This is a genomic window from Mangrovibacter phragmitis (assembly GCF_040429585.1).
GTDB lineage: Bacteria > Pseudomonadota > Gammaproteobacteria > Enterobacterales > Enterobacteriaceae > Mangrovibacter > Mangrovibacter phragmitis.
In genome coordinates this window covers 1934683-1959346 of sequence record NZ_CP134782.1, presented here as the reverse complement: position 1 = coordinate 1959346, position 24664 = coordinate 1934683, and the positions used below count along the sequence as shown (strand labels likewise).

The window sequence follows — 24664 nt, the reverse complement described above, 5'->3', positions numbered from 1 at the left end:
GGTTCAGACCGTAATCTGCTGATGATCACTATTACCTGCCTTCTGTGTTCTGATACATGAGTGGCACCTCATCAAACATCATTACATGACGCTTGCTTTTTCCGTGAAAAATACGGCGCATCATCGGTGTGAAATCCGCAGGCTCCCAGCCATAGGGCCACGTACAGTAAATCCCGTCTTTCAGCGTGTTATCCCGCCGCTCAGGTCCCGCAACGATGCGTCTGACTTCCCTGCTCAGCGCTTCACCGCGCAGGCCGTACTGCCCCAGGTAGCGACGCAGCCGTGTTCTCGGCATCCTTGGGTCGGATTTCACGTAAGAATCTGTGGCCATAACCTGTGTGACGTTGATAATATTCATGCCGTACTTGCGCATGGTACTGAATTCTTTTACAAATACGTCCATTGTGTTCTCCTGCTTCATTATTCGTTTGCGTGTCTGGCATCCGCTCTGACGATTGCGCTCAGGGCTTTATCGATTGAAAAAGGGCGCAGCTCCTGATTGCTGAACCGGACTTTATAACAAAGGTACTGGGCATACTGCCCGTTCTGCCGTAGTTCGTAATCGACAACAAAGGCAACGATGTTGCGGCCGTTCAGTCCCCAGCCAGGTGAAGTACTGCAGTAGCGGCTGTAGAGATCTGCCAGCTCGTCAAAGAACGCGCCTTCAGTAACCTGCCCGCAGGCTTTAACTTCTTCACGCCGATCCATGAAGTAGTCGACGGCTGCTTTTTTGGAAGCAAACGTTCTCTCCCTGATAATCACCTTAGTGGAACGTCCCATCCTTAACTCCTTACTGGTTACGCTGCATTATTGAGAAATCCCGCCTTAAATGCTGTCTGATGAAAGTGGTTCTAGTAACGTTTTATTAAACTCCCATATTTCATCAATTAGAACTCCGTCGGGAACAGACTGACTGGCACCCAGGTTTATGCAAAGGATCTTGTTAGTCACAATCCACCCTTCACATTTCGGGCTCCATTGTGCAAGACGTTCATTTTCTTGGTTGACTATAAACTCCAGCTCTTGATATCCGGAACCGTAACTGACTGTTCGGAACCAGAGCTTGGTATGACCTAAGGATGTGAGTACGGGTATTAGTGTTTCGATCTTGAACTGAATCCTGTCTGTAGCCATTTAATTTCTCTTTTAATAGTCCTGAGTAGTTATCACTCACCCCCCTTCAGCCGGGATGGTCACGCCGGATAATGTCTCAGAATAAAATCATCACTCTACTAATAATAAGCGAACATATAACCACATATATAAATTACCGGAGGGCCGTTCCGGCCAGATCCGACTTTCTGGCGTATAGCGACTTTCCGGAAGTGTACCACGGTGAGAAAATACACATACCGCCCTTTTTCACTCTGGCTGACCGGTTCACGGTAAGTGTGCATAACACAGTATGTGGTGATCAGAACGGGAATTCAGCATCACATGTGGTATTTCCGGGCCGCTGCGCGCCGGGAGCAGGAACGCAGATCCGGAACTGGAGGTTTTCGGATCTCAGACGGAAACGAGACAGTTCAGGATATGTACAGCATATCCATATGTCAGTGATATGCATATGCCATGTATACGCATAGCCTTCACATCTGCATATGGTGACCCTATACATAAGCAGCACATCAGCCTATACTGAGCATATGCAGATGGGCCATGAGGCCAGAAACCAGGAGGACATCATGCGAACCGTATCTATTTTTAAAAACGGCAATAACCGTGCCATCCGTCTGCCCCGCGATCTGGATTTTGAGGGCGTCAGCGAACTGGAGATTGTCCGCGACGGGGACAGCATCATCCTGCGTCCCGTCCGTCCGACCTGGGGCTCGTTTACCAGTCTGGAAAAAGCCGACCCGGACTTTATGGCGGAGCGCGGGGACGTGGTCAGCGACGAAGGACGCTTTGACTTATGACCAGGACCTACATGCTGGACACCAACATCTGCTCATTCATCATGCGCGAGCAGCCGGAAGCCGTGATAAAAAAACTTGAACAGGCGGTGCTGCGTAACCACCGTATTGTGGTCTCGGCCATCACCTATGCCGAAATGCGCTTCGGGGCCACCGGTCCGAAGGCCTCACCCCGCCATCTTCCGCTGGTTGACGCGTTCTGTGCCCGTCTTGATGCCATCCTGCCCTGGGACCGCGCTGCAGTCGACGCCACCACGGACATCCGGGTGGCGCTGCGCCTCGCAGGCACGCCGATCGGCCCGAATGACACAGCCATTGCCGGGCATGCCATCGCGGCCGGCGCCGTGCTGGTCACCAATAATACGCGGGAATTTGTGCGGGTACCGGATCTTGTTCTGGAAGACTGGGTAAGATAACGCTGTAATACAAAACAGGCGGTCTGGCGCTGCCGGACACTCTTTCAGTCAGCGGTATATAAAGGAATTAAAGATGCCTCTGATCACGCGACTTATGCTGCAAAACTTTAAAAAGTTTCCGGAACTGGACCTGCACTTCACTCATGACCGTAACATTCTGGTCGGTGACAATGAGTCCGGGAAAAGCACTATTCTGCTGGCCCTTGACCTTGTGCTTGTCAGCAACACTGATATAAGACCGGAAAGGGGGTGCGGACGATTTCCTGGACTGATTGATTAGATTAACCCCAGTCTTTTCCGGTACGTTTCAGGGCTCACTGCGCCCAGCGACAGCTTGATCCGATGACCATTGTACCATCGGATGTAGCCGTCCACCTGCTTCATAAAGTCATCCAGCGTTACACCTGACCAGTTGCGACCATAAAACATCTCATTTTTCAGCCGCCCGAAGAACCCTTCACACGCCGCATTATCCGGAGAGCAGCCTTTGCGCGACATAGAGCGCACCAGGCCCGAGGAGGATATCCTCTGTAACCACCCCGGCCACCGGTAATGCCCGCCGCGATCGCTGTGTATTATCGGACGTTCGTGCGGTTTTAGCGTGCCGATCGCGCTTTCCAGCATGCTGTTGACAAGCATCGCGTCGGGCCGGGTACCCAACGACCAGCTCACCACCTTACCGTCGAAGCAGTCCACGACCGGTGACAGCCACACTTTGCCTGCGGGCAGATGGAACTCCGTGATATCCGTCAGCCATTTCTGATTGGGCAACCCGGCGGTGAAGTCCCTCGCAAGAAGATTATCAGGGGCCACCCCGATTTCTCCGCAGTAAGAGCTGTACCGCCGCCGACGGGTTATGCTGACAACAAGCTTTTCTTCTGACATCAGCCTGCGCACAATTTTTTCAGAGAGCCGTACGCCTTCATCACGGAGCATTGCGTGCAGGCGGCGGTAGCCGTAACAGCGGTAGTTGGCGTGGAAGATCTCCGACAGGCTGACACGCACACCGGCATGTTTATCACCGGCTCGCAGTGCTGCACGGTGATAAAAATAGCTGCTGCGGGCGAGCCTCAGGGTGCTCAGCAGCACCGGCAGTGGATGTGTGTCTCTGAGGGCATCAGCGATCTTCGTCTTTTCCCTGTTTGTCAGGGTGCTGATGCTGATGCCCGGGTCTTTTTTTATTATTTCCTCCGCCTTCTTCAGAATATCCAGCTCCAGCTGCTGCCGTTTTACCGCCTGAGTGAGCCGGGCAAGTTCTTCCCGTAGCGCATCACGCTCCTGGATAAAAGAGGGGTCGTCATTTTTTCGCATGGACAGGTAAGTCTCGTCGCCGATAGCCTCGTCTTTCCATTTATACAACACCTGCTGGCTGACACCCACGTCCTGTGCGATTTTTTGGGCGGGGATTGTCCGGGTACACAGATCCCTGACGGCCTGCAGCTTAACCTCAGGCTTAAAGGGCGCGCTGGCGTTTTGCACACTGGTGTGGATGCGTCGCCAACCGGGATGACGCTCATCTATCCAGCGAATAAGAAGTGCACTACAGGGGTATCCCAGCGCCCTTCGGGTATGGGCAAGGCAGCAGCCGTGCGTAAAGTAATGGTCGACGGCGGCCTGTTTCTGCGAATCAGAGTAGCGCTCTTTGCGGGGCAGGGAACTGATATTGCCACCGCTGGCTTCCCATGCCTGTACCCATCGCCGGAGGTTGCGCTCTGTGGGGTAGCCCAATTCACGAATAACAGAGGTGATCTTTCTACCGAATTTAAAATAGAGCTCAATAGCACGAAGGCGCTCAGCTTTTGAATACATAAATTATCTCCTGAGAGTCCAGGAAATCGTCCGCACCCCCAAAGCGGTCATTAGGCAGTGTTGTTGACATGCTGAGCGACAGCAGGTACCGTGTCGAGGCATTGGGTGTAGAATCGCTCCTGTCCCAGGCAGCAGTCAGGCATTTTCAGGAAGGTGAGCGCCGCTCCGAGCTCTTATCGCATTTACCACCTTAACGGACTGAGTGTAAAACGCAGACGACGCCGTAAAGGGCTGGCGACCGGGCGGTCTCCGCTTCTGTGCCCGGAGGCGCCGAACCTGACCTGGTCGATGGATTTCGTCATGGACGCACTGGCCACCGGTCGCAGGATAAAGTGCCTGACCTGCGTGGATGATTTCACGAAGGAGTGCCTGACAATTACCACCGCATTCGGGATTTCAGGCGTACAGGTCACGCGTATTCTCGACAGTATCGCGTTGTTTCGTGGCTACCCGGCGACGATAAGAACCGATCAGGGACCGGAATTTACCTGCCGCGCATTGGACCAATGGGCCTTTGAGCATGGCGTGGAACTACGGCTTATTCAGCCGGGCAAACCGACCCAGAACGGATTTATTGAGAGTTTTAACGGACGATTCAGAGATGAGTGCCTCAATGAACACTGGTTCAGCGATATCGTTCACGCCAGGAAAATGATTAATGACTGGCTGCAGGATTATAACGAGTGTCGTCCACATTCATCGCTGGATTACCTAACGCCATCTGAATTTGCAGCGGGCTGGCGAAACGGGAAATATGAAGAAAAATCAACCGACATTACTAACTGAAAGTTGTATCTAGTCCTGGGGGCAGGTCAGTGGTAACTGTCAATTTTTTCATATTCTGTTAAGAATAAATTAATGTTTAAAAATTATGATAAATGAATGTCATCACAAACATGGCACGTCCTTTACAGGAATAAATCTCACCAATTATTATATTTTCGCCACAGAACCTGTCCGGGAAGGATAGTCTGTTTAGTATTAACTGTTGATGCTGTTATAAGGAGTTTCTGATGCAGGTAAACAAATTTACGGATGATATTGATATTAGTTCTCATGAGCGTTTCATCGCGGCCCGTAAAAGTACGTGGGTTAGTGTGCTTGTTAATTGTTTTCTGACATCCGGGCAGGTGATTACTGGTATATTTTCTGGATCTCAGGGACTTATCGCGGATGGTATTCATTCCCTGTCTGATTTAGTCTCAGACTTTGTTGTACTCATTGCAAACCATAAAAGTAAAAAAAATCCCGATGATGACCATCACTACGGTCATCATCGTTATGAAAATGGTGCATCATTAATTCTGGGGACAATTTTATTTATTGTTGGCATCGGCATGTTATGGTCAGCAGTAAATAAAGTGAAACAACCAGATGATATTCCTCAGGTACATATTGTTGCTCTGTGGGTGGCTTTAGCCGCACTGGTTATCAAAGAGCTTCTTTTTCGCTATATGCTTGCCGTAGCAACCCGAGTAAAATCCACTATGCTGGTCGCTAATGCCTGGCATGCACGCTCTGATGCCGCTTCGTCTTTGGTTGTGGCTATTGGTATTATTGGGAACTTATCAGGTTTTAAATTACTCGACCCAGTTGCTGCAATGGTTGTCGGACTGATTGTAACCAGAATGGGATATTCATTTATGTCAGATTCGCTTCATGACTTGATGGACAGATCCGTGGATATTGAAACTGAAAATAAAATAAAAACCACATTATTGTCAACGCCTGGAGTTGAAGGTATCCATGATCTCAAAACCCGTAAAATGGGAGATCTTGTTGTTGTTGATGTTCATCTGGAAATTAATGGTAATTTATCAGTGAAAGTAGGGCATGACATTGCTGTTTTAGCCAGGAAATCAGTTTTAGATAATCATCATGTATTAAATGTCATGACGCATGTTGACCCTTTTTTTAAGGAGGTAAGTGGCCTTGATTATGGAAGTGTAAATAATCATAAACAATAATTTTAATGCTGATTTTCTTCGGGGAAATTGGCAAATAATTATTTTCTTTGCTCAATGTTACGTCTTCGGATTGTGATTTTTTTAAATGATAGTAAACAATGTGGGGTTATTATGAGAAAAATTATGCATAGTGTTATAATAGGAACAGCCCTTGTTTTATCTACCAGTGTAATAGCTGGTTCTGACGGTGTTGAACATGCCATGAAGATGATGAATAAAAGCTACCGCGCAGCACTTAAGGAGGAGGACGTTACATCTTTCAGGAAAGATATGCAGGATCTGAAATCAACAGCAGAGTCCATCTTGAACGGCCCGGTAGAGGGGTATGACAGGGAAACGTATGTTGCAGGTATGTCACTTCTGATTGATGAGGTAACTGCTGTTGAAAGTACCGCTGAAAAGGAAGGTCTTGACGCTGGGAAAATTGCAGCACAGAAACTGGGCAGTATGATGAGAAAATACCATAATAAACTTGGCGTTGACTGAACCGGGAACTATCAGGAGAAAGTAGATATGCTGGAAAGATATCCCGGAACTGACATGATATAGCTGCTTGTATTAGAATGGATAGTTATGCCCTGGTGAAGAAATTATAATACGTTATCTTATCTGCTCAGTACATATAAAAATGTTGGGGTCGCAAACATGCTTACCGATGCTACATTGCCTCAACATAAGGGAAGGTGCAAACAAGTTCCTGATATGAGATCATCATATTCATCCGGAGCGCATCCCAGAGGGACATCATGAGCCATCAACTCACCTTCGCCGATAGTGAATTCAGCACTAAGCGCCGTCAGACCCGAAAAGAGATTTTCCTCTCCCGCATGGAGCAGATTCTGCCATGGCAGAATATGACCGCTGTCATCGAGCCGTTTTATCCCAAGGCGGGCAATGGCCGACGGCCCTATCCGCTGGAGACCATGCTGCGGGCACTGTTGCAAATAGTCGGTGGTGATAAACTTATCATCCCCTTTTGCTGATGGAGCTGCACATGAACCCATTCAAAGGCCGGCATTTTCAGCGTGACATCATTCTGTGGGCCGTACGCTGGTACTGCAAATACGGCATCAGTTACCGTGAGCTGCAGGAGATGCTGGCTGAACGCGGAGTGAATGTCGATCACTCCACGATTTACCGCTGGGTTCAGCGTTATGCGCCTGAAATGGAAAAACGGCTGCGCTGGTACTGGCGTAACCCTTCCGATCTTTGCCCGTGGCACATGGATGAAACCTACGTGAAGGTCAATGGCCGCTGGGCGTATCTGTACCGGGCCGTCGACAGCCGGGGCCGCACTGTCGATTTTTATCTCTCCTCCCGTCGTAACAGCAAAGCTGCATACCGGTTTCTGGGTAAAATCCTCAACAACGTGAAGAAGTGGCAGATCCCGCGATTCATCAACACGGATAAAGCGCCCGCCTATGGTCGCGCGCTTGCTCTGCTCAAACGCGAAGGCCGGTGCCCGTCTGACGTTGAACACCGACAGATTAAGTACCGGAACAACGTGATTGAATGCGATCATGGCAAACTGAAACGGATAATCGACGCCACGCTGGGATTTAAATCCATGAAGACGGCTTACGCCACCATCAAAGGTATTGAGGTGATGCGTGCACTACGCAAAGGCCAGGCCTCAGCATTTTATTATGGTGATCCCCTGGGCGAAATGCGCCTGGTAAGCAGAGTTTTTGAAATGTAAGGCCTTTGAATAAGACAAAAGGCTGCCTCATCGCTAACTTTGCAACAGTGCCAGCAAGGCCGAGAGCACCGGCCACATCAACCCGAAATACGGGAGCAGCCCAGGGCGGACGTTCTACACCCACATTTCTGACCAGTACGCGCCATTTCACACCAAGGTCGTGAACGTCGGCGTGCGCGATTCGACCTACGTGCTCGACGGCCTGCTGTACCACGAGTCCGACTTGCGGATCGAGGAGCATTACACCGACACGGCGGGCTTCACCGATCACGTCTTCGCCCTGATGCACCTCCTGGGCTTCCGCTTCGCGCCGCGCATCCGCGACCTGGGCGACACCAAGCTCTACATCCCGAAGGGCGACGCCGCCTATGACGCGCTGAAACCCATGATCGGCGGCACGCTCAACATCAAGCACGTCCGCGCCCATTGGGACGAAATCCTGCGGCTGGCCACCTCGATCAAGCAGGGCACGGTGACGGCCTCCCTGATGCTCCGAAAGCTCGGCAGCTACCCACGCCAGAACGGCCTGGCCGTGGCGCTCCGCGAGCTGGGCCGCATCGAGCGCACGCTGTTCATCCTGGACTGGCTGCAAAGCGTGGAACTGCGCCGCCGCGTGCATGCCGGCCTGAACAAGGGCGAGGCGCGCAATGCGCTGGCCAGGGCAGTGTTTTTCAACCGCCTGGGTGAAATCCGCGACCGCAGTTTCGAGCAGCAGCGCTACCGGGCTAGCGGCCTCAATCTGGTAACGGCTGCCGTCGTGTTGTGGAACACGGTCTATCTGGAACGGGCTGCGCACGCGCTGCGTGGCAACGGCCATGCCGTTGATGACGCGCTGTTGCAGTACCTGTCGCCGCTCGGTTGGGAGCACATCAACCTCTGCTTTGCGTACCCAAACAATCGCCGCAGAATACTGTGCATTTGTACAGTATTCATGTCAGCCACTTCCAAGCCCAAGCTCTACAACCCACGCCACCCCGAACGCACGCTGCTCTACCAAATGGTAGCCGAGCACTACGAGACCTGGCTAGAGTTGGCCAGCGCGGGTCAGTTCGACGGCCAGGGCGACCACCACACCCCCAAGCCCTTCGTGCGCAAAGCGTTTGCCAAGTATCTTGAGTGCGGCATCTTTGCCCATGGCTTTGCCCGCGCTCGCTGCGGCGACTGTGGGCACGACTACTTTGTAGCCTTCTCCTGCAAAGGCCGGGGAGTCTGCCCCTCGTGCACCACGCGGCGGATGGTGGAGACGGCGGCACACCTGAGCGACCACGTTTTCCCCCGCCTGCCGGTGCGCCAGTGGGTGCTCTCCGTGCCCAAGAGGTTGCGGTACTTCATGCAACGCGACGGAGCGGTGCTGAGCATGGTGCTGCGCATCTTTCTGCGGGTGATCGCACAAACTCTGCAGACCCACAGCCCCGGTGCGGCCCATATGGACAAGGCAGGCCTGCACATCGGTGCCATCGCCTTCATTCACCGATTCGGCTCCAGCCTCAATGAACACGTCCACTTCCACGTTTGTGTGGTGGACGGGGTGTTTGAGGAAGTGGAGGGCGAGGGCGATGCTGATGCGACCCCTCGAATCTCATCGCCGGGTGTCATCTTTCACGCGGCCACCGGCATCGATGCGGCTACCGTGGCCCCAGTGCAGACCACACTGCAAAAACGCATCCTGCGCGCCTTCGTTGCTCGGGGCCTGCTGGAGAACTGTGACGCCAAAGACATGCTGGGCTACAAACACAGCGGCTTCTCGGTGGACGCCGGTGTCTGCATCGAAGCCCACGACCGCGCTGCGCTGGAGCGGCTGCTGCGCTATTGCGCGCGTCCACCGTTTTCCATGGAGCGCCTACGCAAAGAGGGAAGCAAACTGGTGTACCGCTGTGCCAAACAGCGCAGCGAGCCCACCAGTGACAAGCGTGGTGCCAAGGCAGATGAGCTGCACCTCACACCGCTGGAACTGATCGACCGCATCGCCGCGCTGGTGCCACCGCCACGCACCCACCGGCACCGCTACTTTGGTGTGCTGGCACCAAACTCGCCGCTGAGAGCGGCGGTAACGGCGCTGGCTCAGCCTGCTGCGTCGCAACCAGCCACGGTGGAGACTGCACAACCTGGCGCGGGCGTACCTGGGGTGGCGGCGCCGGGCAACGCGGCCACACCCACACCCGAACCTGAAGCACGCCCGAAGCGAGCGGCGCATTACTTGTGGGCGGTGCTGATTGCCCGCATCTACGAGGCATTTCCGCTGCTGTGCCCCATGTGCGGTGGGCAGATGCGCATCATTGCCTTCATCACCCACAGCGCCGAAATCCGCCACATCCTGAACCACATCGGGGTGGAGTCTGCCCCCCCGCACATCACCCCGGCACGCGGGCCACCGCTGTGGGAGGGCTGCGACGCGCCGGTGGATGATGGTGCGCAAGGCGAGCCGGATTGGGATCTGGCAGCTCAACCCGACGAGGTAGACCAGCGCGTCAATTGGTGACCCAGTGAAGCGGCGGTATCCATCGCTGCGGGGAAGCAGCTGCGCGCGCGCCAGGCCCAAATGCATACTGCCTCCCAAGCTCTTGCCATTGAGCGGCAAGCGAGCGCTCAACCTTCCTTGGCCGAACGTGTTTCGAGGCCCAAAACTCGTGCCATACTTGGCCTCATGCGGTTGAATTTCCTATCCGTAAGGAAAAACAGAGACCTTCAAGGGTTTTGAATTCGTTGACCAGCTTGTGGCCCATTTACCACCGCGAAGAGTGCAACTGGTTCGTCGTTATGGGGTATATGCAGGAAAAGTTCGTAAGCAGTGGCAAGAACGTCCCAGTATTAACCGCCTTGCACCCGAGGGTTGGCAAAAAAGGCATCCTGACAAGTCTCTGATTGTGCAGAAATCGCCGCAAGAAAGCGAGGAAACTGACCAAGCTCCCGATGCTTGGTCTAAGCTGCGGCGGCAAAGCTGGGCACGGTTGTTACAAAAAGTCTACGAGGTCGATCCTTTCGTGTGCCCGAAGTGCCAGGGGATAATGTCGGTTGTGGCGATAATCGAGGATCCCAAGGAGCTTGCCAAGATTATTACCTGGGCAAAGCAGCAGGAACGGGAGCATCCAGTGGCCGTCTGTGCTCGTTCACCTCCTGAGCTTGCTCTGGTGTCGGTATAATACCCAAAAACGAAGTTTATGCGGAACATGATAACACCTCAAAATCGTTGCTTATACAGCGACCTGGGAAAGATATATCCTTAGGCTCTGAGAGTTAAGCTCAAGTCTTGTGTATGGAGGGAAGTCGAGAGGGTGACGTATCCTGCTGATTGATCACGCCAGATCACAACCAGCATAGGATGGATACGCCATGAGCAATTCTACTCTCCAAGCCGTGACGCAGCCAGACGCCGGCGCTACTGATCCGTTGCATGAGTTGCTGCGCAAAGGGGCCCGAGACCTGATCGCCAAGGCCGTGGAGGCGGAGTTGAGTACGTTCTTGGAGCTATATGCCGACAAGACGCTGGAAGACGGCCGTCGAGCCGTCGTCCGCAACGGCTACCTGCCGGAGCGCACCGTGCAGACCGGTATCGGCGATGTCGAGATCAAGGTGCCCCGGGTCCGTGACCGCAGTGGCGACGGGGTGACCTTCAGCAGCGCGCTGCTGCCGCCCTACCTGAAGCGGGCCCGCAGTATCGATGAGCTGATCCCCTGGCTCTACCTGAAGGGAGTCTCCACCGGCGATTACCAGGAGGCCCTGTCGGCCCTGCTGGGTGACCAGGCCAAGGGACTCTCGGCCAACACCGTGTCGCGGCTCAAGAAGCAGTGGGAGGACGAGCATGCCGACTGGCAAAAGCGTGACCTGGCAGAGCAGCGCTACGTCTACTGGTGGGCGGACGGCGTGTACAGCAACGTGCGCATGGATGACCGCCTGTGCCTGTTGGTGATCATCGGCGTCACCGAGCAGGGTCGCAAGGAACTGGTCGTCGTCGAAGATGGCCAGCGTGAGTCAGAAGCCAGCTGGAAAGAGCTGCTCACGGGGCTACGCGAGCGCGGGCTGACGACGGCCCCCAAGCTAGCGGTTGGCGACGGCGCCATGGGCTTCTGGGCGGCGTTGAGCAAGGTCTATCCAGAGACCGAGCACCAGCGCTGCTGGGTCCACAAGACTGCCAACGTATTGAATAAACTGCCGAAATCCGTGCAGCCCAAGGTCAAGGCCGACCTCCATGAGATCTGGATGGCCGAGACCCGCGATGAGGCGCACAAGGCTTTCGATCGCACGGTGAAACGCTTCGAGGCCAAGTACCCCAGAGCCATGGAGTGCCTGGCCAAGGATCGGGAGGAGCTGCTGGCGTTCTATGACTACCCGGCAGAACACTGGGTGCATATCCGCACCACCAACCCGATCGAGTCGACCTTCGCCACGGTCCGCCTGCGGAGCAAGCGCAGCCGGAACTGCGGCTCCAGAGCGACGACCCTGGCGATGGTCTTCAAGCTGCTTCAGAGCGCCCAGAAGCGCTGGAAGCGGATCAAGGGGTTCAACAAGCTGGAGCTGGTCGTGAACAACGTCCAGTTCAAGGACGGCGAGCCCTTGACCGATCAGTCAGACAGGACTGCCGCCTGACTTGCCGTACACAGGATTTGACAATAACTCAGGCTCTGAGAAATTCGCGCGAATCAGGGCTTGACGGCACAAACTGACTGGGATTATACTTCGCAGAGTCGGCGTTGCCGAAAAAATGTGATAGGATCAGTTGTTCGGGCTGACAAAAGTCATAGTTCGAGGGAAAAACCGAAAATTTTAACCTAAAACCGCAAAAATCCCGAAATGACAGTTCCTATCAGTTTTTAACCTAAAACCGCAAAAAGCGGAGAGGAGAAGTTTCATGCCGAATTTCAAGCGAGGCCAAGTAGTAGCAAATGGGCTCACCTTCGAGTATCTCGAAGCAGGAGAAGGGCCTCTAGCTCTGTGTTTCCATGGGTTTCCCGATACCCCCTATACTTACCGTTACCTCCTTCCTGAACTGGCGGACGCAGGTTTTCACGCTGTCGCACCCTTCATTCGCGGATACGCACCCACGGAACTCCCAGCGCTCAGGCAGCATGTGCACGCCAGCGTAATGGTCCAGGACCAGATTGCCCTCCAGCAAGCCCTCGGTGGTGACGAGAACACCGTCCTCATCGCTCACGACTGGAATGCAACGGCTGCGTGGGGAGCCTTGGTTCATGCTCCCGACGCGTGGAAGCGGGCGGTGATAATGGATATCCCTCCACTCGATATTTTCACAGAAAATATGACGCATTACGACCAAATCAAACGCAGCTTTTATTACTGGTATTTCCAGATGGTAGGCGTCAGTGAAGATCGCGTGGCACAAGACGAACTGGAATTCATCAAGGATCTGTGGGGCGATTGGTCGCCTGGTTACGATAATGACGAGGATATGACCTACATTCGAGAAGCTCTAGGGGATCGGATGCATCTCAGAGCAGCAATGGGTTATTACTGGGGCAACTTCGATCCCGTCAGATTCGGCACCCCAGCATGGGTCGCGGAACAAGAAGCAGCATGGGGCGGACGTGCGTCACAGCCGGTGCTCTACCTTCATGGCACAACGGATGGTTGCCATACGGTCACTCAGGAGCAAGTTGAGCGAATTGCAGGCTACGGCGGGAATGGTTCCGAGAGCGAACTCATCGATGGTGTAGGTCACTTCATGCTAGTGGAGAAGCCGAAAGAAATCAATGAACGCATCATCCGCTTTTTGACCAAAGAATGAACCGACGGAGCGTTGGTAAGGACGCGATTCGCTTAGCTGGGATCGATCCGGTTCGAGATCGTCGAACGGCAGACCCTATATCGTGGTGACTTCGTTTTCGTGCGGGAGTTGACCGGTGAAGAAGTCGGGAACTTCATGTATTCGGTGGGGTGACCCTGTGGTTCCTGCCAAGCCGCGGCGGGGGTCCTTGGTTGTGTGGTAGTAGCTTCCGGTACACTTCAAACAACGGAGGTAAGCCACCGTCGCGCGGTACGCAATGCTCTTTCAGCGGTGACCGCCCACCCCATCCGAGTTCGTCTTGCCCGACCGGATCGGTTGCCGTCCTGGACATCAGCGATGCGGAGCCAGTTACGCAGGCAGGACTCGGAGATCCCGAAGTCCTTAGCCAGTTGAGGAATCGGCGCGTCGCCCTTGGGGGCAACGGCCACGACATCGTCGCGGAATTCTTTGGGATGGGCTTTCGGCATTGCAGACATCCTTCCAGTAGGGCCCCGCGGCCCCACAGGTTAGTTGTCACCTTCTCGTGCAGCAGTCCCCTTTGAGGTGTCAGTAGGGCTTGATGTTGGGCGTGTAGCAGTTTCCGTCACTGGATTGAGCGGCTAGAACAACCCGGCCGGGGGTGTCCCGGGCAGTTGAGCTGCTTGTCGGCGGCGGTGTCCACGCTCTGGGTCGCAGCCCTTGAACGGGCCGTCCGGAGCCATGAGTTGGGTCATGTGCGGGTCGAGGCGGACAGTTCCCAGCCGCCGCGTCGCGGGTGGACCAGCTGGGTTGCGGTCTGGTCGAAGTAGCCGACTAGCCAGCCACCCCGACCCATGGCCCGCATCTTGAGCCTCACGGCGAGCGGGCTGAGAACCCACCACAGGAAGATGGCGTAGCCGACCATGCCGGCGATCGCCACGCCGGCGAAGGCAGCCGGGTCAGCGTGCAGCAGCAGGGCAAACCCAATCGCGCCGGCCACGACGGCAGCGGCCAGAACCGACCAGAAGACCTTGATGGAAGTTGATTCGAGCAGCCGGCTCCGGGCCACAGCAACCATCCGCCGCCGATTGGCCCCGGTGAGCGGCTCGGTGCCGGCCAGCGGTGCAGGAGGCGGCGGGACCGTCACTGTCACGGGTCGATGCCTCCTTCCCGAGGGTGGCGTTGGCCGGATAGGCCGCGGGGTCTCATTGTTGCGGTTGGGCACGGCCACGGCTGGGTCCTCCTCATGGTGTCGGTCCGCCGCTCCTTGGCGGAGCGGCCAGTTCACCGAAGACAAAGCGCGTCCGTTGCGGGCCACTGTGACCCCGGAAAGTGTCCGGATCGGAGTCCTGCGCAGGCATAAGGGGTCAGGACGGCGAGCTGGGCGGTCCGGCCCGGCTGGGGGAAGGCGGTGGTTGTGGTGCTCGATGCAGGGTTGCTCCGCCCGAATCTGTCCGTGCCGGCGGATCGGAAGGGGCCAGAATGGTTCGGCGACGTGTTGACGCACAGCCCACGCTGGAAGCGTGGTGGTTCGAGCCGGAGGAGGCGCGAGTTGAACAGGTTCGGCAGGTTCGCGCTGCAGTCGTGGCAGACCCTGGCGCCGGCAGCCCTCGCTCAGATTACGGATCCCAGCCGGCACTTTTCGGAGCTGGGGGAGGAAGCGGAGAGCCAGTGGGCGAGCCTGTGGCCGCAGCTGCTGACCCCGGACAGCCCGGGGGAGAACCTGTTCAGCAAGGCGGGCCGGATCGAGGCGGCGAAGATGCAGGCCGAGGAGATGATCCGAGCCGAGCTGCTGACACCACCGGAGGAACTGCAGGAGCCCGACGAGGGCGACGATCCCGGCCCGCTGGGCGACGTGATGCAGGCATGGCGGTCCGTCCTGGACGAGGACAGCTAACCCCCGAAGCCCCGGCCCCGACCCGTCCGGTCGGGCCGACGTTCCGGCCGGGCAGCCAGGCCGATCTTGCGCCTTCGGGGACTCGGGCGAGGCTCGCAGCGAACGTGGAGGCGCTGACCACACTCAGACAGCTACAGGCCGCGGACCGGCCGGCGACGCCGGCGGAGCAGCAGGTGCTGGCCCGGTGGGGCGGCTGGGGCGCCCAGGGGCTGTCGCAGATCCTTGATGACGACCGGCCAGAGTTCGCCGGCGACAGGGCCACGCTGCGGGAGCTGTTGCCGGCGGCGGATTACGAAGCGGCCCGCCTGACCACGATCAACGCCCACTACACCGACGCTGCCTTGGTGGCCGAGATCTGGCGGGCGGTGGAGAATCTGGGGTTCGAATCCGGCCGAGTGTTGGAGCCGGGCTGCGGGTCGGGAACGTTCATCGGGTTGGCACCTGGTGGGGCTCAGCTGACCGGTGTCGAGCTGGACCCGACCACTGCGGCGATCGCCGGCTACCTGTACCCGCAGGCGTCGATCCGGGCGGAGAGCTTCGCCGAGACCCGGTTCCCGGCCGGCCACTTCGACGCCGTGGTGGGGAACGTGCCGTTCGGCAACGTTGTGCTCCACGATCCGCGCTACAACAGTGGCCGGCTGGCGATGCACAACCACTTCATCGTCAAGGGGCTGGAGCTGGTGCGTCCCGGCGGCGTGGTGGCCGTGCTCACCTCGAGGTACACGATGGACGCCACCAACCCGTCGGCGCGTCGCGCGATGGCCGAGCTGGGCGACCTGGTGACAGCGGTCCGGTTGCCGTCCAAGGCGCACTGGCGGGCCGCGGGCACCGAGGCAATCACCGATCTGCTGGTTGTCCGACGGCGTGAACCCAACCGTCCGCCGGCGGACCAGCGCTGGATCGTCACCAGCCCGATCCGGGTGCCCGGCCCTTCAGGAGAGGAGGAGGTGCGGGTCAACGAGTACTGGCAGCTGAACCCCGACCACGTTCTGGGCAGCGCCGCGGTGGAAATCGGCATGCACGGCGTGCCCGGGTTGACGATCGCCGCCACGATGCCGCTGGACCAAGTGTCTGACCAGTTGCGGGACCGGTTGGCGGCCGACACTGCGGCCGCCGCGTCCCACGGCTTGCTGATGTCGGCACGGACGGGGGAGCAGGAGTCCGCAGTGGCAGGCTGGGTACCGGCGGTGGCCGGCACGGTCGACGGCCAGCTGGTTGCCCGCAGCGATGGCAGCTTCGCCGTGGTGGAGGACGGCGGCGAAGTGCCGATCAACGTGCCCAGGACCCAGGCGGGGGAAGTGCGCGCGCTGCTGGAGTTGCGCGACCAGGCCCGCGCACTGATCGGCGCCGAGGCGGCGACCCTGGACGACACTGCGGACCTCGACGCAGCCCGGGACCGGCTGGCGACGTCCTGGCGGACCTACGTGGCCGCATGGGGCCCGATCAACCGGTACACGCTGCGGTCCACGGGCCGGGTTGATCCCGACACGGGGGAAGCGATCCAGTCCCGGGTGATGCCGCCGGCGGTGCGGCTGGTGACCCGCTCAACGTTTGGCACCGTCGTCGCAGCTCTGGAGGTGTTCGACGACCTCACCCAGACCGCCGAGCCCGCCTCGTTGCTGCGACACCGGCTGATTGTGCCCCGCCGGCCGGTCGAGGGTGTGGACTCTGCCGCCGATGGGCTCGCTGTCGTGCTGGACCGACTCGGCAGGGTCGATGTCGACGAGATCGCCCGGTTGATGGGCGTCGACCGTGACCAGGCGATCGCCGAGCTGGGCGACCAGGTGTTCCAGGTGCCGGGACCGGGCGAGGAATGGCAGACCCGCGCCCACTACCTGTCCGGGAACGTGCGGGAGAAGCTGGAGGCAGCCCAGGCTGCGGAGGTGGCCGAACCGGGCCGCTGGTCGCGGCAGGTGGTCGCTCTGGAGCAGGTCCAGCCTGAGCCGATCGGTGCCGGGGACATCACTGCTCGGCTCGGTGCGGTGTGGATCCCGGACACCGACCACGAGCGGTTCCTGTCCGAGCTGCTGAACGACCGGCACCGGCAGGTGAAGGTCGTGCAACTCTCGGGCTCGGACTGGGAGGTGAGGGCCCCCTCGTGGGGCGTGGAGGCCACCAAGGAGTGGGGGACCGACCGGATGCCGGCCCACCGGCTGATGAGCGCCTTGATCGCGCAGCGGCCGATCGTTTGGCATTGCAGCACCAGAAGTCGCCTCGCTGAGAGCCATGTATGAACGCGGGCGCACGCTATTCGATCACCAACAAGTAGCCTGCACGGTCCTTGGATTCCAGTGGATGAGCGAGCACCAGCGCCGCTCACTGGTACGTGAACTGCGCGACGAAGTGGCGCGCTGCGCCGACCGCGATCAGCTACTCGTGCGGGCGCGTCAATGGCTGTACAAGAACAAGCTGGTGATCGTGCACGAGCGGGCAATTCGGACACTGATTGCGGCGGCACTTGCCCAGCTTGAAGTTGAAACAGGCACCGCCATCGCCGCCAGCGTTGATCCAGCAACACTTGATCGCTGGCGAGCCTCAGTTTCAGAGCTGCGCCCAGATGGACAAACCCAGCAGAGTTGGCTATGGGCTGCACCGGCGAAACACTCAACCCGCCAAATCAGCGAGGTACTGGAGCGCATCGACCTGCTTTACACGCTGGACGTTCATAAGCACCTGGCAGACATCCCCGATCTCATCTTGCGCCGCTACGCGCGCCGACTTGTCTCCAGGCCGCCCTCAGCCGGAGCCAAGATCAAAGAGCCAGCGCGCACCGTGGAGGTCGCATGCTTTCTTCGGTATTGCCTGTTCACCACCACAGACCAGTTGATCCTTATGGTGCAGCGCCGGATCGCCGATCTGTGGCGTCAGGCTGCCGCCGATGTCCCCGCTACCGTCAATTGGGCCGCAATGTACAAAACGCTGCTCGGCGAACTTGTTGCCTTGAGCGCGCAAGGTGCGGTGCCAGATGCTGAGTTGCGTGCCCGTCTTGAAGCCTTGATCACCGAAACCCAGAAACGCAAACCACCGAGCAGGGCCTCCCTGGTCCGCGAGGGATTGATTGATGGAATTCGCCCCGTGCGGTCGTTGCTCGTCGCCATTGCAAAGCTGCCCTGGCAGGCCACCGGCGAGCATCCTGCCATCGAGTACCTTGCCAAGCTGCAAGCTTTATATCTCAAAGGATCCAGAAAGCTGCCAGTTGAAGTGGTGGCACCAAGTCTGGGAATGATCTGGCAGGTTTCGATCTCCAGCCCAGACCGGGAACGGGCGTTTCAGGCGTTGGAGGTGGCCACCCTGTTTGCCCTGCGCCGCGCGGTGCGCAATGGCTCGGTCTGGATTGAGCACAGCCTGAGCTTTCGGGGTCGTGCGCGCTTGTTCTTCACGGACGAGCGTTGGCAGGCAGAGTCCAAGAAACACTATGCCCGTCTATCGTTACCCAGCAAGGCTGCCACTTTCTTGAAGCCTTTGCTGGCCAGAGTAACTGCCGGTGTCGATGCGGTGGCCGCTGCAGCCCGCAGTGGCGTACTGCGCGTGGATGATGAACTCCATTTGTCGCCATTGCCCGCAGAGGACGAAGACCCAGAAGTGACCAAGCTGCGCGCGGCTTTGGATCACCGCATCGGTGAGGTTCAATTGCCGGAAGTGATTCTGGCCGTTGACGCCCAGGTGCGCTTTAGCTGGATCATGCTCGGACGTGAGCCGCGCTCTACCGACGAGCTGCTGATGGTCTATGCCGGCATCATGGCCCACGGCACCAGTCTGACTGCGGTCGAATGCGCGCGCATGATTCCGCAATTGTCTGCCACCAGCATTCGCCAGGCCATGCGCTGGGCGCGGGACGAACGGCGTCTGAGCCAGGCCTGCCAGGCTGTGCTGGAATTCATGCAGCGACACCCGATTGCCGCCACCTGGGGGCGGTCCGATTTGGCATCTTCTGACATGATGACCATGGAGACCACCAAACGGGTGTGGCAAGCCCGGCTTGATCCTCGGCGCAACACACCTTCCATTGGAATCTACTCCCATGTAAAAGACCGGTGGGGCATCTTCCATGCGCAGCCCTTTGTGCTCAATGAGCGCCAGGCGGGCGTGGCCATTGAAGGTGTCATCCGCCAAGAAAAGCTGGAGACCAGCCAGCTTGCTGTGGATACCCATGGCTACACCGACTTTGCCATGTCACATGCCCGTTTGCTTGGTTTTGATCTTTGCCCGCGGTTGAAGGAACTCAAACAGCGCCACCTCTTTGTGCCACGCGGCACCAAAGTGCCCGCAGAAATCGCTGCGGTGTGCGAAGCCAATGTCGACGTCGCTTTGATCGAAAAGCATTGGGATAGTCTGGTGCACCTGGCAGCCTCGGTCATGAGCGGACATGCCAGTGCGGTGGCAGCTCTTGCGCGGTTCGGTTCTGGGCACTGTTGCAAATAGTCGGTGGTGATAAACTTATCATCCCCTTTTGCTGATGGAGCTGCACATGAACCCATTCAAAGGCCGGCATTTTCAGCGTGACATCATTCTGTGGGCCGTACGCTGGTACTGCAAATACGGCATCAGTTACCGTGAGCTGCAGGAGATGCTGGCTGAACGCGGAGTGAATGTCGATCACTCCACGATTTACCGCTGGGTTCAGCGTTATGCGCCTGAAATGGAAAAACGGCTGCGCTGGTACTGGCGTAACCCTTCCGATCTTTGCCCGTGGCACATGGATGAAACCTACGTGAAGGTCAATGGCCGCTGGGCGTATCTGTACCGGGCCGTCGACAGCCGGGGCCGCACTGTCGATTTTTATCTCTCCTCCCGTCGTAACAGCAAAGCTGCATACCGGTTTCTGGGTAAAATCCTCAACAACGTGAAGAAGTGGCAGATCCCGCGATTCATCAACACGGATAAAGCGCCCGCCTATGGTCGCGCGCTTGCTCTGCTCAAACGCGAAGGCCGGTGCCCGTCTGACGTTGAACACCGACAGATTAAGTACCGGAACAACGTGATTGAATGCGATCATGGCAAACTGAAACGGATAATCGGCGCCACGCTGGGATTTAAATCCATGAAGACGGCTTACGCCACCATCAAAGGTATTGAGGTGATGCGTGCACTACGCAAAGGCCAGGCCTCAGCATTTTATTATGGTGATCCCCTGGGCGAAATGCGCCTGGTAAGCAGAGTTTTTGAAATGTAAGGCCTTTGAATAAGACAAAAGGCTGCCTCATCGCTAACTTTGCAACAGTGCCCTTCAAGGCTCTTATACATATTATTTCTCGCACCTGCACATTATGTATCCACTATCGCTGTTAAGCCGATCCCTCGCAAGTATGTTCCATCGCGACATTATACCGTTTTGTCGTTACCTGTAAAATTATCGCATTACCGTAATTATGATAATTACGGTAAACAATCGTAAAGTCTGCGTGGTTTGTTCTACTTATTAAAATGTATCTTTGAAAAAGTAGAGCTTTTGGAATAGGATAGGTGGTGCCGAATACCCACTTTTTACAAGGAGCGCGATCAGTGATTTTTGATGTAAGAGCGACCTTCGAGGTAGCACTCCAGACTGACACCCACCTGGTACTTGTCGATCTGGATCAGGGAGCATCAGTTACGAACGATGCTGATGCAGTGATCGCCTGGTTGGCCGCAAACCTCGAAGGTGGAATTGGAAAACGTAAGGTGTACTACCGGGACACCGATGGACGCTTTGATGAGCTCAAGGTTAATGCCGGTACTTTTGCCGGATTTGCACCTTGTAGCGAAGGCCAGCAGACCGCCCTGGCTGGGATGCTCAGCCAGTAACTTTGTGTGGAGAACTCGATGTTAAACAAAAACAAATTTGAAAAGGTGTTGGCGAGAGTCATCAACAAGAACAGTAACCGATGCTCAGTGTGCAAAAAGCCGTTTTCTGGGCCTTGCCACACATTTGGTGGGTTGGATGCAGATAGTAAGGTGCAGAACGTCGGTCAGTGCTGCCGAAGCAACATAGTGGACCTGAGGCATGGTGGTGTCTATACCACCGCTCCGGTCGGTACTGATGAAGGCGAGCGCCAGGCCCGTGAGCTTATGGCTTCTCATCCTTGTGCTCGTCGTATGATGTAGGAGGGGCCGATGAAAAAAGTTACCTTTATCAGCCAGTCTGAGGCCGAAAGGCTGGAGCCAGTTGCCGGTGCGGCCATGATCTCCATAACTGACCCAGACAAGTCCCCTGCCACTCTCGGACAGTGGGAGCAGTTGTACCACGATAGCTTCTATGACGGCGGCTATTCTGAGAACACCATCCACACGTTGAAGGCAGCGTTCCGGATGAATTACGCCTCTTACATTGACTCATCCCAGGCTGAAAAGCTGTCCACCTTCCTGGATGGATTGGTTGGTAGCGGTATCGATCAGATCTTCGTTCATTGCTATTACGGAGAATCCAGAAGTGGCGCGGTAACTCTGTACCTCCAGAACAAACATGGATTCACTCCGAATAAGCCGATCACCAAGCCCAACCGAACAGTTTACGAATTGCTGTGCAATCCAACCAAGTTTGAACCGCTGATACAAAGCTACGAAACGCAGCATATAGAGGAGGAGCTGCCTCTTCATCTCAAAATATGGGATTTGCTTCTCGTTGCGGTCGGACTTCGGAGGTGACTTTGCACGACACGAACAATGACAAGGAAGAGCTAGTTTCACATGCGAAAGTGAATGTTCCGGCAGAACAAACCATTCGCGGTGAACTGTTGCCGTCATCGAGCTCGCTCCGGAACATCCAGGACAACCCCGCCGTCGCCTATCTGGTGAGCCTCGGGTCAAAGCGAAGCAGGCAGACAATGAGCTCATTTCTCAGCATTGTCGCCAAGATGATCGGGTTTCAGAACCTTCGTGACTGTGCATGGAGCTCAATGAGGCGGCACCACATATTGGCGGTGCTGGAAATGCTGGGGGATGCAGGGAAGGCTCCGGCAACGATCAACACCTACCTGTCAGCGCTCAAAGGGGTGGCTCTTGAAGCCTGGACGATGAAGCAAATTGATACGGACAGCTTCCAGCACATTAAGCAAGTCCGTTCAGTACGTGGATCTCGACTCCCAAAAGGGCGAGCACTTGAACGCCATGAGATTCGCAGCCTCTTTTTCACATGTGAAAGTGATTCAAGCGCCAAAGGGCTTCGGGATGCGGCCATTCTCGGGGTGCTCCTCGGGTGTGGCTTGCGCCGCTCGGAAATCGTTGCGCTGGACATGGAAAGCATGATTTACAAGGACCGCGCTCTCAAGGTCCTTGGCAAGGGCAACAAAGAGAGAATGGCGTATGTGCCTGGTGGCGCATGGAAAAGACTGGATAAGTGGGTTGAAGAGGTTCGAGGAACGCATGAAGGGCCTTTATTCCCGAGGATCAGGCGGTTTGATGATGTGACTGGAGAGCGGATGTCGGATCAGGCCATCTACCACATCTTGGAGACCAGAAGAGTAGAAGCCGGTCTGGAGAAGTTTGCGCCCCATGACCTGCGACGCACCTTTGCCTCCTCGATGCTGGATAACGGTGAGGATATTGTGACCGTGAAGGACGCAATGGGCCACTCAAGCATTGCAACTACCCAGAAATATGACAGGCGCGGCGATGAGCGCTTGAAGAGAGCAAGCCAACGCCTCGATATAGCGGATTAACAGCATGAATGATGAAGAACTCGAACTTGCCAGAGCCGAAGCCATGAAAGCCGATAGGTGCTTTTCAAAAGGACGGCTCAGGGACGAATTTCGGATGAAGCCTAAGCCAGGAGTAGAGCCAGTTTCGTTCTACAAAAACGGGTATGGCGGCCAATTTGGAGTGTACCGGATAGCAGATTGCCAACCAATGCGGAGAAGGGGCTGTTCACCGGCATCACAAAAGCAAATACGGGCGCAATCCATCCTTTCGGTCAAGGCAAGAATGCGTAGCAACCTAGCAAAGGCCTCTGTCTTGGCACAAAGGTGGGTCGCTCTGGAACCTCTGGTACTCGATACCGAGACGACCGGACTTGGTGAAAGAGACCAGGTGATCGAGCTGGCTGTTACAGACATCAGAGGCGCTGTTCTCCTCTGCACCAGATTGCGGCCAACCGTGGAAATTGACCCTCAGGCAATGGGTGTTCATGGTATCAACGAGGCAGAGCTGTCGAATGAGCCTACGTGGAATCAAGTTGCGCCAGCTCTCGCCCGGCTTTTGTCGGGCCGTCATCTGGTGATATTTAACTCCAGTTTCGACAGCAGGATGTTGAGACAAACAGCCAGTGCATTTGGAGACCAACTCTCTTGGTGGCAAGAGCAGAACTGTCTATGCGCGATGAAGCTGGCGGCTGATGCCTTTGGCTCAACCAACCGGCACGGCACAATCTCACTTGCCGATGCCACCTGCGAGGCTGGTGTGAGCTGGAAAGGTCGAGCCCATTCAGCAGCGACCGACGCTATTGCCACCGCCGACCTGGTGACAGAGATAGCCAAAGTCCAACGTGACCTCGTGGTCCAGCTCCAGGAGCTTCAAAGCAAAGGTAATTTGGAATGACAGAACAATCCTACGGCGATAGCATCAAATTTTTCTCAGACTGGCAGAAGGACCCCGCGAAACGCACCGGCCTGAATGTGCAACACACGCTAACCAGAGGTGAGTATCCTACGGTCAGCATCGAGATTGCGCCGATCAGGGCTTCGGGGTCCAGCCCAGACTGGAAAAGCAAGATCACGGTGCAGCTCACTCGTGGCGAACTGACGGCGTTTTGCAGCGTTCTCTTTGGCTTGCGTAGCAAGGCTGAGGGTTCCTATCACGGGGACTCGAAGAATAAGAGCTTTGCGGTTTACAACAACGGCAAGGCCGGTGTTGCGATCATCCTGAGCGAGCGAGGAAACCAGCTCCAGAATTTCATCAATGATGACGACCGGATGGAGCTCGCAGTCTTCGCAGTTCGCCAGCTCTCCAACGCATGGAAAGTTACCCCTTCTGATGCCATCGCGCTGCTGCGTCAATCAGCGTGGATGGACCGCAATCTGTCCTAATCGCACATACCAAGGCACCCTAGAAAGAGTCCCAACACCACAAACTTAGACCATCATGCAAAGTGGGGTATAGAGGGTGCCAGCCCCACCCCCGCAGTCCCCCTCGGCCACATTTCTGGCTTGCCCCGCGCTTTTCTTCTTTCTCTCTTTTTCTCTCTCTTTCTCAATCTAATCTCACACACGAAGGTCAAACAGGACACCCGCCGACGCGAAGCGGAGGCGTATTCTTGCCCCTCCCCCTCGTTGCATGATGGTCTAAAGCTGTC

At 56.5% G+C, this 24664-nt stretch carries 20 protein-coding genes and 6 pseudogenes; 22 read left to right on the top strand and 4 right to left on the bottom strand.

The window, feature by feature from the left end; all coding sequences use genetic code 11:
• Positions 1-31 precede the first annotated feature (31 nt).
• Together MPHASIOC01_RS09500 and MPHASIOC01_RS09495 are read right to left on the bottom strand one after the other, a co-directional pair.
• Positions 32-403: a hypothetical protein gene (locus MPHASIOC01_RS09500; RefSeq protein ID WP_353614462.1), complete on the bottom strand. Its 372-nt coding sequence runs from the start codon at positions 401-403 to the stop codon at positions 32-34.
• Positions 404-420: 17 nt separating this feature from the next.
• Positions 421-780 carry a hypothetical protein gene (locus MPHASIOC01_RS09495; RefSeq protein WP_353614461.1) on the bottom strand — a complete coding sequence of 120 codons (360 nt, stop codon included), beginning with the start codon at positions 778-780 and terminating at the stop codon, positions 421-423.
• Positions 781-1685: 905 nt separating this feature from the next.
• Here MPHASIOC01_RS09495 and vapB point away from each other — a divergent pair.
• The 3 genes and pseudogenes from vapB to MPHASIOC01_RS09480 all read left to right on the top strand — a co-directional run.
• On the top strand, positions 1686-1916 hold the full coding sequence (vapB, locus tag MPHASIOC01_RS09490) for a type II toxin-antitoxin system VapB family antitoxin (protein ID WP_353614460.1): 231 nt from the start codon (positions 1686-1688) through the stop codon (positions 1914-1916).
• Positions 1913-2329, top strand: a complete 417-nt coding sequence (locus tag MPHASIOC01_RS09485) for a type II toxin-antitoxin system VapC family toxin (protein ID WP_353614459.1) — start codon at positions 1913-1915, stop codon at positions 2327-2329. The genes vapB and MPHASIOC01_RS09485 overlap by 4 nt, the downstream gene beginning before the upstream one ends.
• Positions 2330-2402: 73 nt before the next feature.
• Positions 2403-2546: pseudogene (locus tag MPHASIOC01_RS09480) on the top strand (AAA family ATPase); the annotation flags it as partial.
• A 59-nt stretch (positions 2547-2605) separates the two neighbouring features.
• Here MPHASIOC01_RS09480 and MPHASIOC01_RS09475 read toward each other — a convergent pair.
• Positions 2606-4138, bottom strand: coding sequence for an IS3 family transposase (locus tag MPHASIOC01_RS09475; RefSeq protein ID WP_353614458.1), 1533 nt, complete (start codon positions 4136-4138; stop codon positions 2606-2608).
• Between the two features lie 68 nt (positions 4139-4206).
• Between MPHASIOC01_RS09475 and MPHASIOC01_RS09470 the strand changes: the two are divergent.
• The 10 genes and pseudogenes from MPHASIOC01_RS09470 to MPHASIOC01_RS09425 all read left to right on the top strand — a co-directional run.
• Positions 4207-4314 (top strand): annotated as a pseudogene (locus MPHASIOC01_RS09470) (AAA family ATPase); the annotation flags it as partial.
• Positions 4313-4924, top strand: a pseudogene (locus tag MPHASIOC01_RS09465) (IS3 family transposase); the annotation flags it as partial. The pseudogenes MPHASIOC01_RS09470 and MPHASIOC01_RS09465, both read left to right, overlap by 2 nt.
• 227 nt (positions 4925-5151) lie before the next feature.
• Positions 5152-6105 carry a cation diffusion facilitator family transporter gene (locus tag MPHASIOC01_RS09460; RefSeq protein ID WP_353614457.1) on the top strand — a complete coding sequence of 318 codons (954 nt, stop codon included), beginning with the start codon at positions 5152-5154 and terminating at the stop codon, positions 6103-6105.
• Between the two features lie 111 nt (positions 6106-6216).
• Complete coding sequence (locus MPHASIOC01_RS09455; protein ID WP_011977761.1) at positions 6217-6591, top strand: cytochrome b562; 375 nt, start codon at positions 6217-6219, stop codon at positions 6589-6591.
• A 260-nt stretch (positions 6592-6851) separates the two neighbouring features.
• Positions 6852-7037, top strand: a pseudogene (locus MPHASIOC01_RS09450) (IS5/IS1182 family transposase); the annotation flags it as partial.
• A gap of 62 nt (positions 7038-7099) precedes the next feature.
• Positions 7100-7804 (top strand): IS6-like element IS26 family transposase, encoded by a 705-nt coding sequence (locus MPHASIOC01_RS09445; RefSeq protein WP_001067848.1) that lies wholly within the window; start codon positions 7100-7102, stop codon positions 7802-7804.
• Between the two features lie 46 nt (positions 7805-7850).
• Positions 7851-10283 (top strand): annotated as a pseudogene (locus MPHASIOC01_RS09440) (IS91 family transposase); the annotation flags it as partial.
• A gap of 535 nt (positions 10284-10818) precedes the next feature.
• Entirely contained in the window at positions 10819-10944 is a 126-nt protein-coding gene (locus MPHASIOC01_RS09435) for a hypothetical protein (RefSeq protein WP_353614998.1), read from the top strand.
• A 190-nt stretch (positions 10945-11134) separates the two neighbouring features.
• Entirely contained in the window at positions 11135-12388 is a 1254-nt protein-coding gene (locus MPHASIOC01_RS09430; RefSeq protein WP_353614456.1) for an IS256 family transposase, read from the top strand.
• Positions 12389-12650: 262 nt separating this feature from the next.
• The gene (locus MPHASIOC01_RS09425) at positions 12651-13544 is read left to right on the top strand and encodes an alpha/beta hydrolase (RefSeq protein WP_353614455.1); all 894 of its coding nucleotides are present in this window, start codon (positions 12651-12653) and stop codon (positions 13542-13544) included.
• A gap of 709 nt (positions 13545-14253) precedes the next feature.
• Here MPHASIOC01_RS09425 and MPHASIOC01_RS09410 read toward each other — a convergent pair.
• Entirely contained in the window at positions 14254-14655 is a 402-nt protein-coding gene (locus MPHASIOC01_RS09410; RefSeq protein WP_353614454.1) for a hypothetical protein, read from the bottom strand.
• Positions 14656-14919: 264 nt separating this feature from the next.
• Between MPHASIOC01_RS09410 and MPHASIOC01_RS09405 the strand changes: the two genes are divergently transcribed.
• The 9 genes and pseudogenes from MPHASIOC01_RS09405 (at position 14920) to MPHASIOC01_RS09365 (ending at position 24398) form a co-directional block, all read left to right on the top strand.
• On the top strand, positions 14920-15399 hold the full coding sequence (locus tag MPHASIOC01_RS09405) for a hypothetical protein (protein WP_353614453.1): 480 nt from the start codon (positions 14920-14922) through the stop codon (positions 15397-15399).
• A gap of 104 nt (positions 15400-15503) precedes the next feature.
• Complete coding sequence (locus MPHASIOC01_RS09400; RefSeq protein WP_405027757.1) at positions 15504-17633, top strand: methyltransferase domain-containing protein; 2130 nt, start codon at positions 15504-15506, stop codon at positions 17631-17633.
• Positions 17593-19803 (top strand): annotated as a pseudogene (locus tag MPHASIOC01_RS09395) (Tn3-like element IS1071 family transposase); the annotation flags it as partial. The gene MPHASIOC01_RS09400 and the pseudogene MPHASIOC01_RS09395, both read left to right, overlap by 41 nt.
• Positions 19804-19867: 64 nt before the next feature.
• Entirely contained in the window at positions 19868-20572 is a 705-nt protein-coding gene (locus MPHASIOC01_RS09390; RefSeq protein ID WP_001067855.1) for an IS6-like element IS26 family transposase, read from the top strand.
• A gap of 329 nt (positions 20573-20901) precedes the next feature.
• A complete protein-coding gene (locus MPHASIOC01_RS09385; protein WP_353614451.1) occupies positions 20902-21183 on the top strand; it encodes a hypothetical protein in 282 nt (93 codons plus the stop codon).
• A 309-nt stretch (positions 21184-21492) separates the two neighbouring features.
• Positions 21493-22023: a hypothetical protein gene (locus MPHASIOC01_RS09380; RefSeq protein WP_353614450.1), complete on the top strand. Its 531-nt coding sequence runs from the start codon at positions 21493-21495 to the stop codon at positions 22021-22023.
• Positions 21984-23036 carry a tyrosine-type recombinase/integrase gene (locus MPHASIOC01_RS09375; protein ID WP_405027756.1) on the top strand — a complete coding sequence of 351 codons (1053 nt, stop codon included), beginning with the start codon at positions 21984-21986 and terminating at the stop codon, positions 23034-23036. The genes MPHASIOC01_RS09380 and MPHASIOC01_RS09375 overlap by 40 nt, the downstream gene beginning before the upstream one ends.
• A gap of 4 nt (positions 23037-23040) precedes the next feature.
• A complete protein-coding gene (locus MPHASIOC01_RS09370; RefSeq protein WP_021293848.1) occupies positions 23041-23910 on the top strand; it encodes a 3'-5' exonuclease in 870 nt (289 codons plus the stop codon).
• Complete coding sequence (locus MPHASIOC01_RS09365) at positions 23907-24398, top strand: hypothetical protein (protein WP_011872894.1); 492 nt, start codon at positions 23907-23909, stop codon at positions 24396-24398. The genes MPHASIOC01_RS09370 and MPHASIOC01_RS09365 overlap by 4 nt, the downstream gene beginning before the upstream one ends.
• Positions 24399-24664: the final 266 nt, after the last annotated feature.

Bases quoted from the DNA above. Each gene is read 5' to 3' on its own strand.
- MPHASIOC01_RS09475 (WP_353614458.1), bottom strand. From the start codon at position 4,138: ATGTATTCAAAAGCTGAGCGCCTTCGTGCTATTGAGCTCTATTTTAAA.
- MPHASIOC01_RS09445 (WP_001067848.1), top strand. From the start codon at position 7,100: ATGAACCCATTCAAAGGCCGGCATTTTCAGCGTGACATCATTCTGTGG.
- MPHASIOC01_RS09460 (WP_353614457.1), top strand. From the start codon at position 5,152: ATGCAGGTAAACAAATTTACGGATGATATTGATATTAGTTCTCATGAG.
- MPHASIOC01_RS09380 (WP_353614450.1), top strand. From the start codon at position 21,493: ATGAAAAAAGTTACCTTTATCAGCCAGTCTGAGGCCGAAAGGCTGGAG.
- MPHASIOC01_RS09370 (WP_021293848.1), top strand. From the start codon at position 23,041: ATGAATGATGAAGAACTCGAACTTGCCAGAGCCGAAGCCATGAAAGCC.
- vapB (WP_353614460.1), top strand. From the start codon at position 1,686: ATGCGAACCGTATCTATTTTTAAAAACGGCAATAACCGTGCCATCCGT.
- MPHASIOC01_RS09425 (WP_353614455.1), top strand. From the start codon at position 12,651: ATGCCGAATTTCAAGCGAGGCCAAGTAGTAGCAAATGGGCTCACCTTC.
- MPHASIOC01_RS09390 (WP_001067855.1), top strand. From the start codon at position 19,868: ATGAACCCATTCAAAGGCCGGCATTTTCAGCGTGACATCATTCTGTGG.
- MPHASIOC01_RS09495 (WP_353614461.1), bottom strand. From the start codon at position 780: ATGGGACGTTCCACTAAGGTGATTATCAGGGAGAGAACGTTTGCTTCC.
- MPHASIOC01_RS09430 (WP_353614456.1), top strand. From the start codon at position 11,135: ATGAGCAATTCTACTCTCCAAGCCGTGACGCAGCCAGACGCCGGCGCT.
- MPHASIOC01_RS09375 (WP_405027756.1), top strand. From the start codon at position 21,984: ATGGGATTTGCTTCTCGTTGCGGTCGGACTTCGGAGGTGACTTTGCAC.
- MPHASIOC01_RS09485 (WP_353614459.1), top strand. From the start codon at position 1,913: ATGACCAGGACCTACATGCTGGACACCAACATCTGCTCATTCATCATG.
- MPHASIOC01_RS09365 (WP_011872894.1), top strand. From the start codon at position 23,907: ATGACAGAACAATCCTACGGCGATAGCATCAAATTTTTCTCAGACTGG.
- MPHASIOC01_RS09500 (WP_353614462.1), bottom strand. From the start codon at position 403: ATGGACGTATTTGTAAAAGAATTCAGTACCATGCGCAAGTACGGCATG.
- MPHASIOC01_RS09455 (WP_011977761.1), top strand. From the start codon at position 6,217: ATGAGAAAAATTATGCATAGTGTTATAATAGGAACAGCCCTTGTTTTA.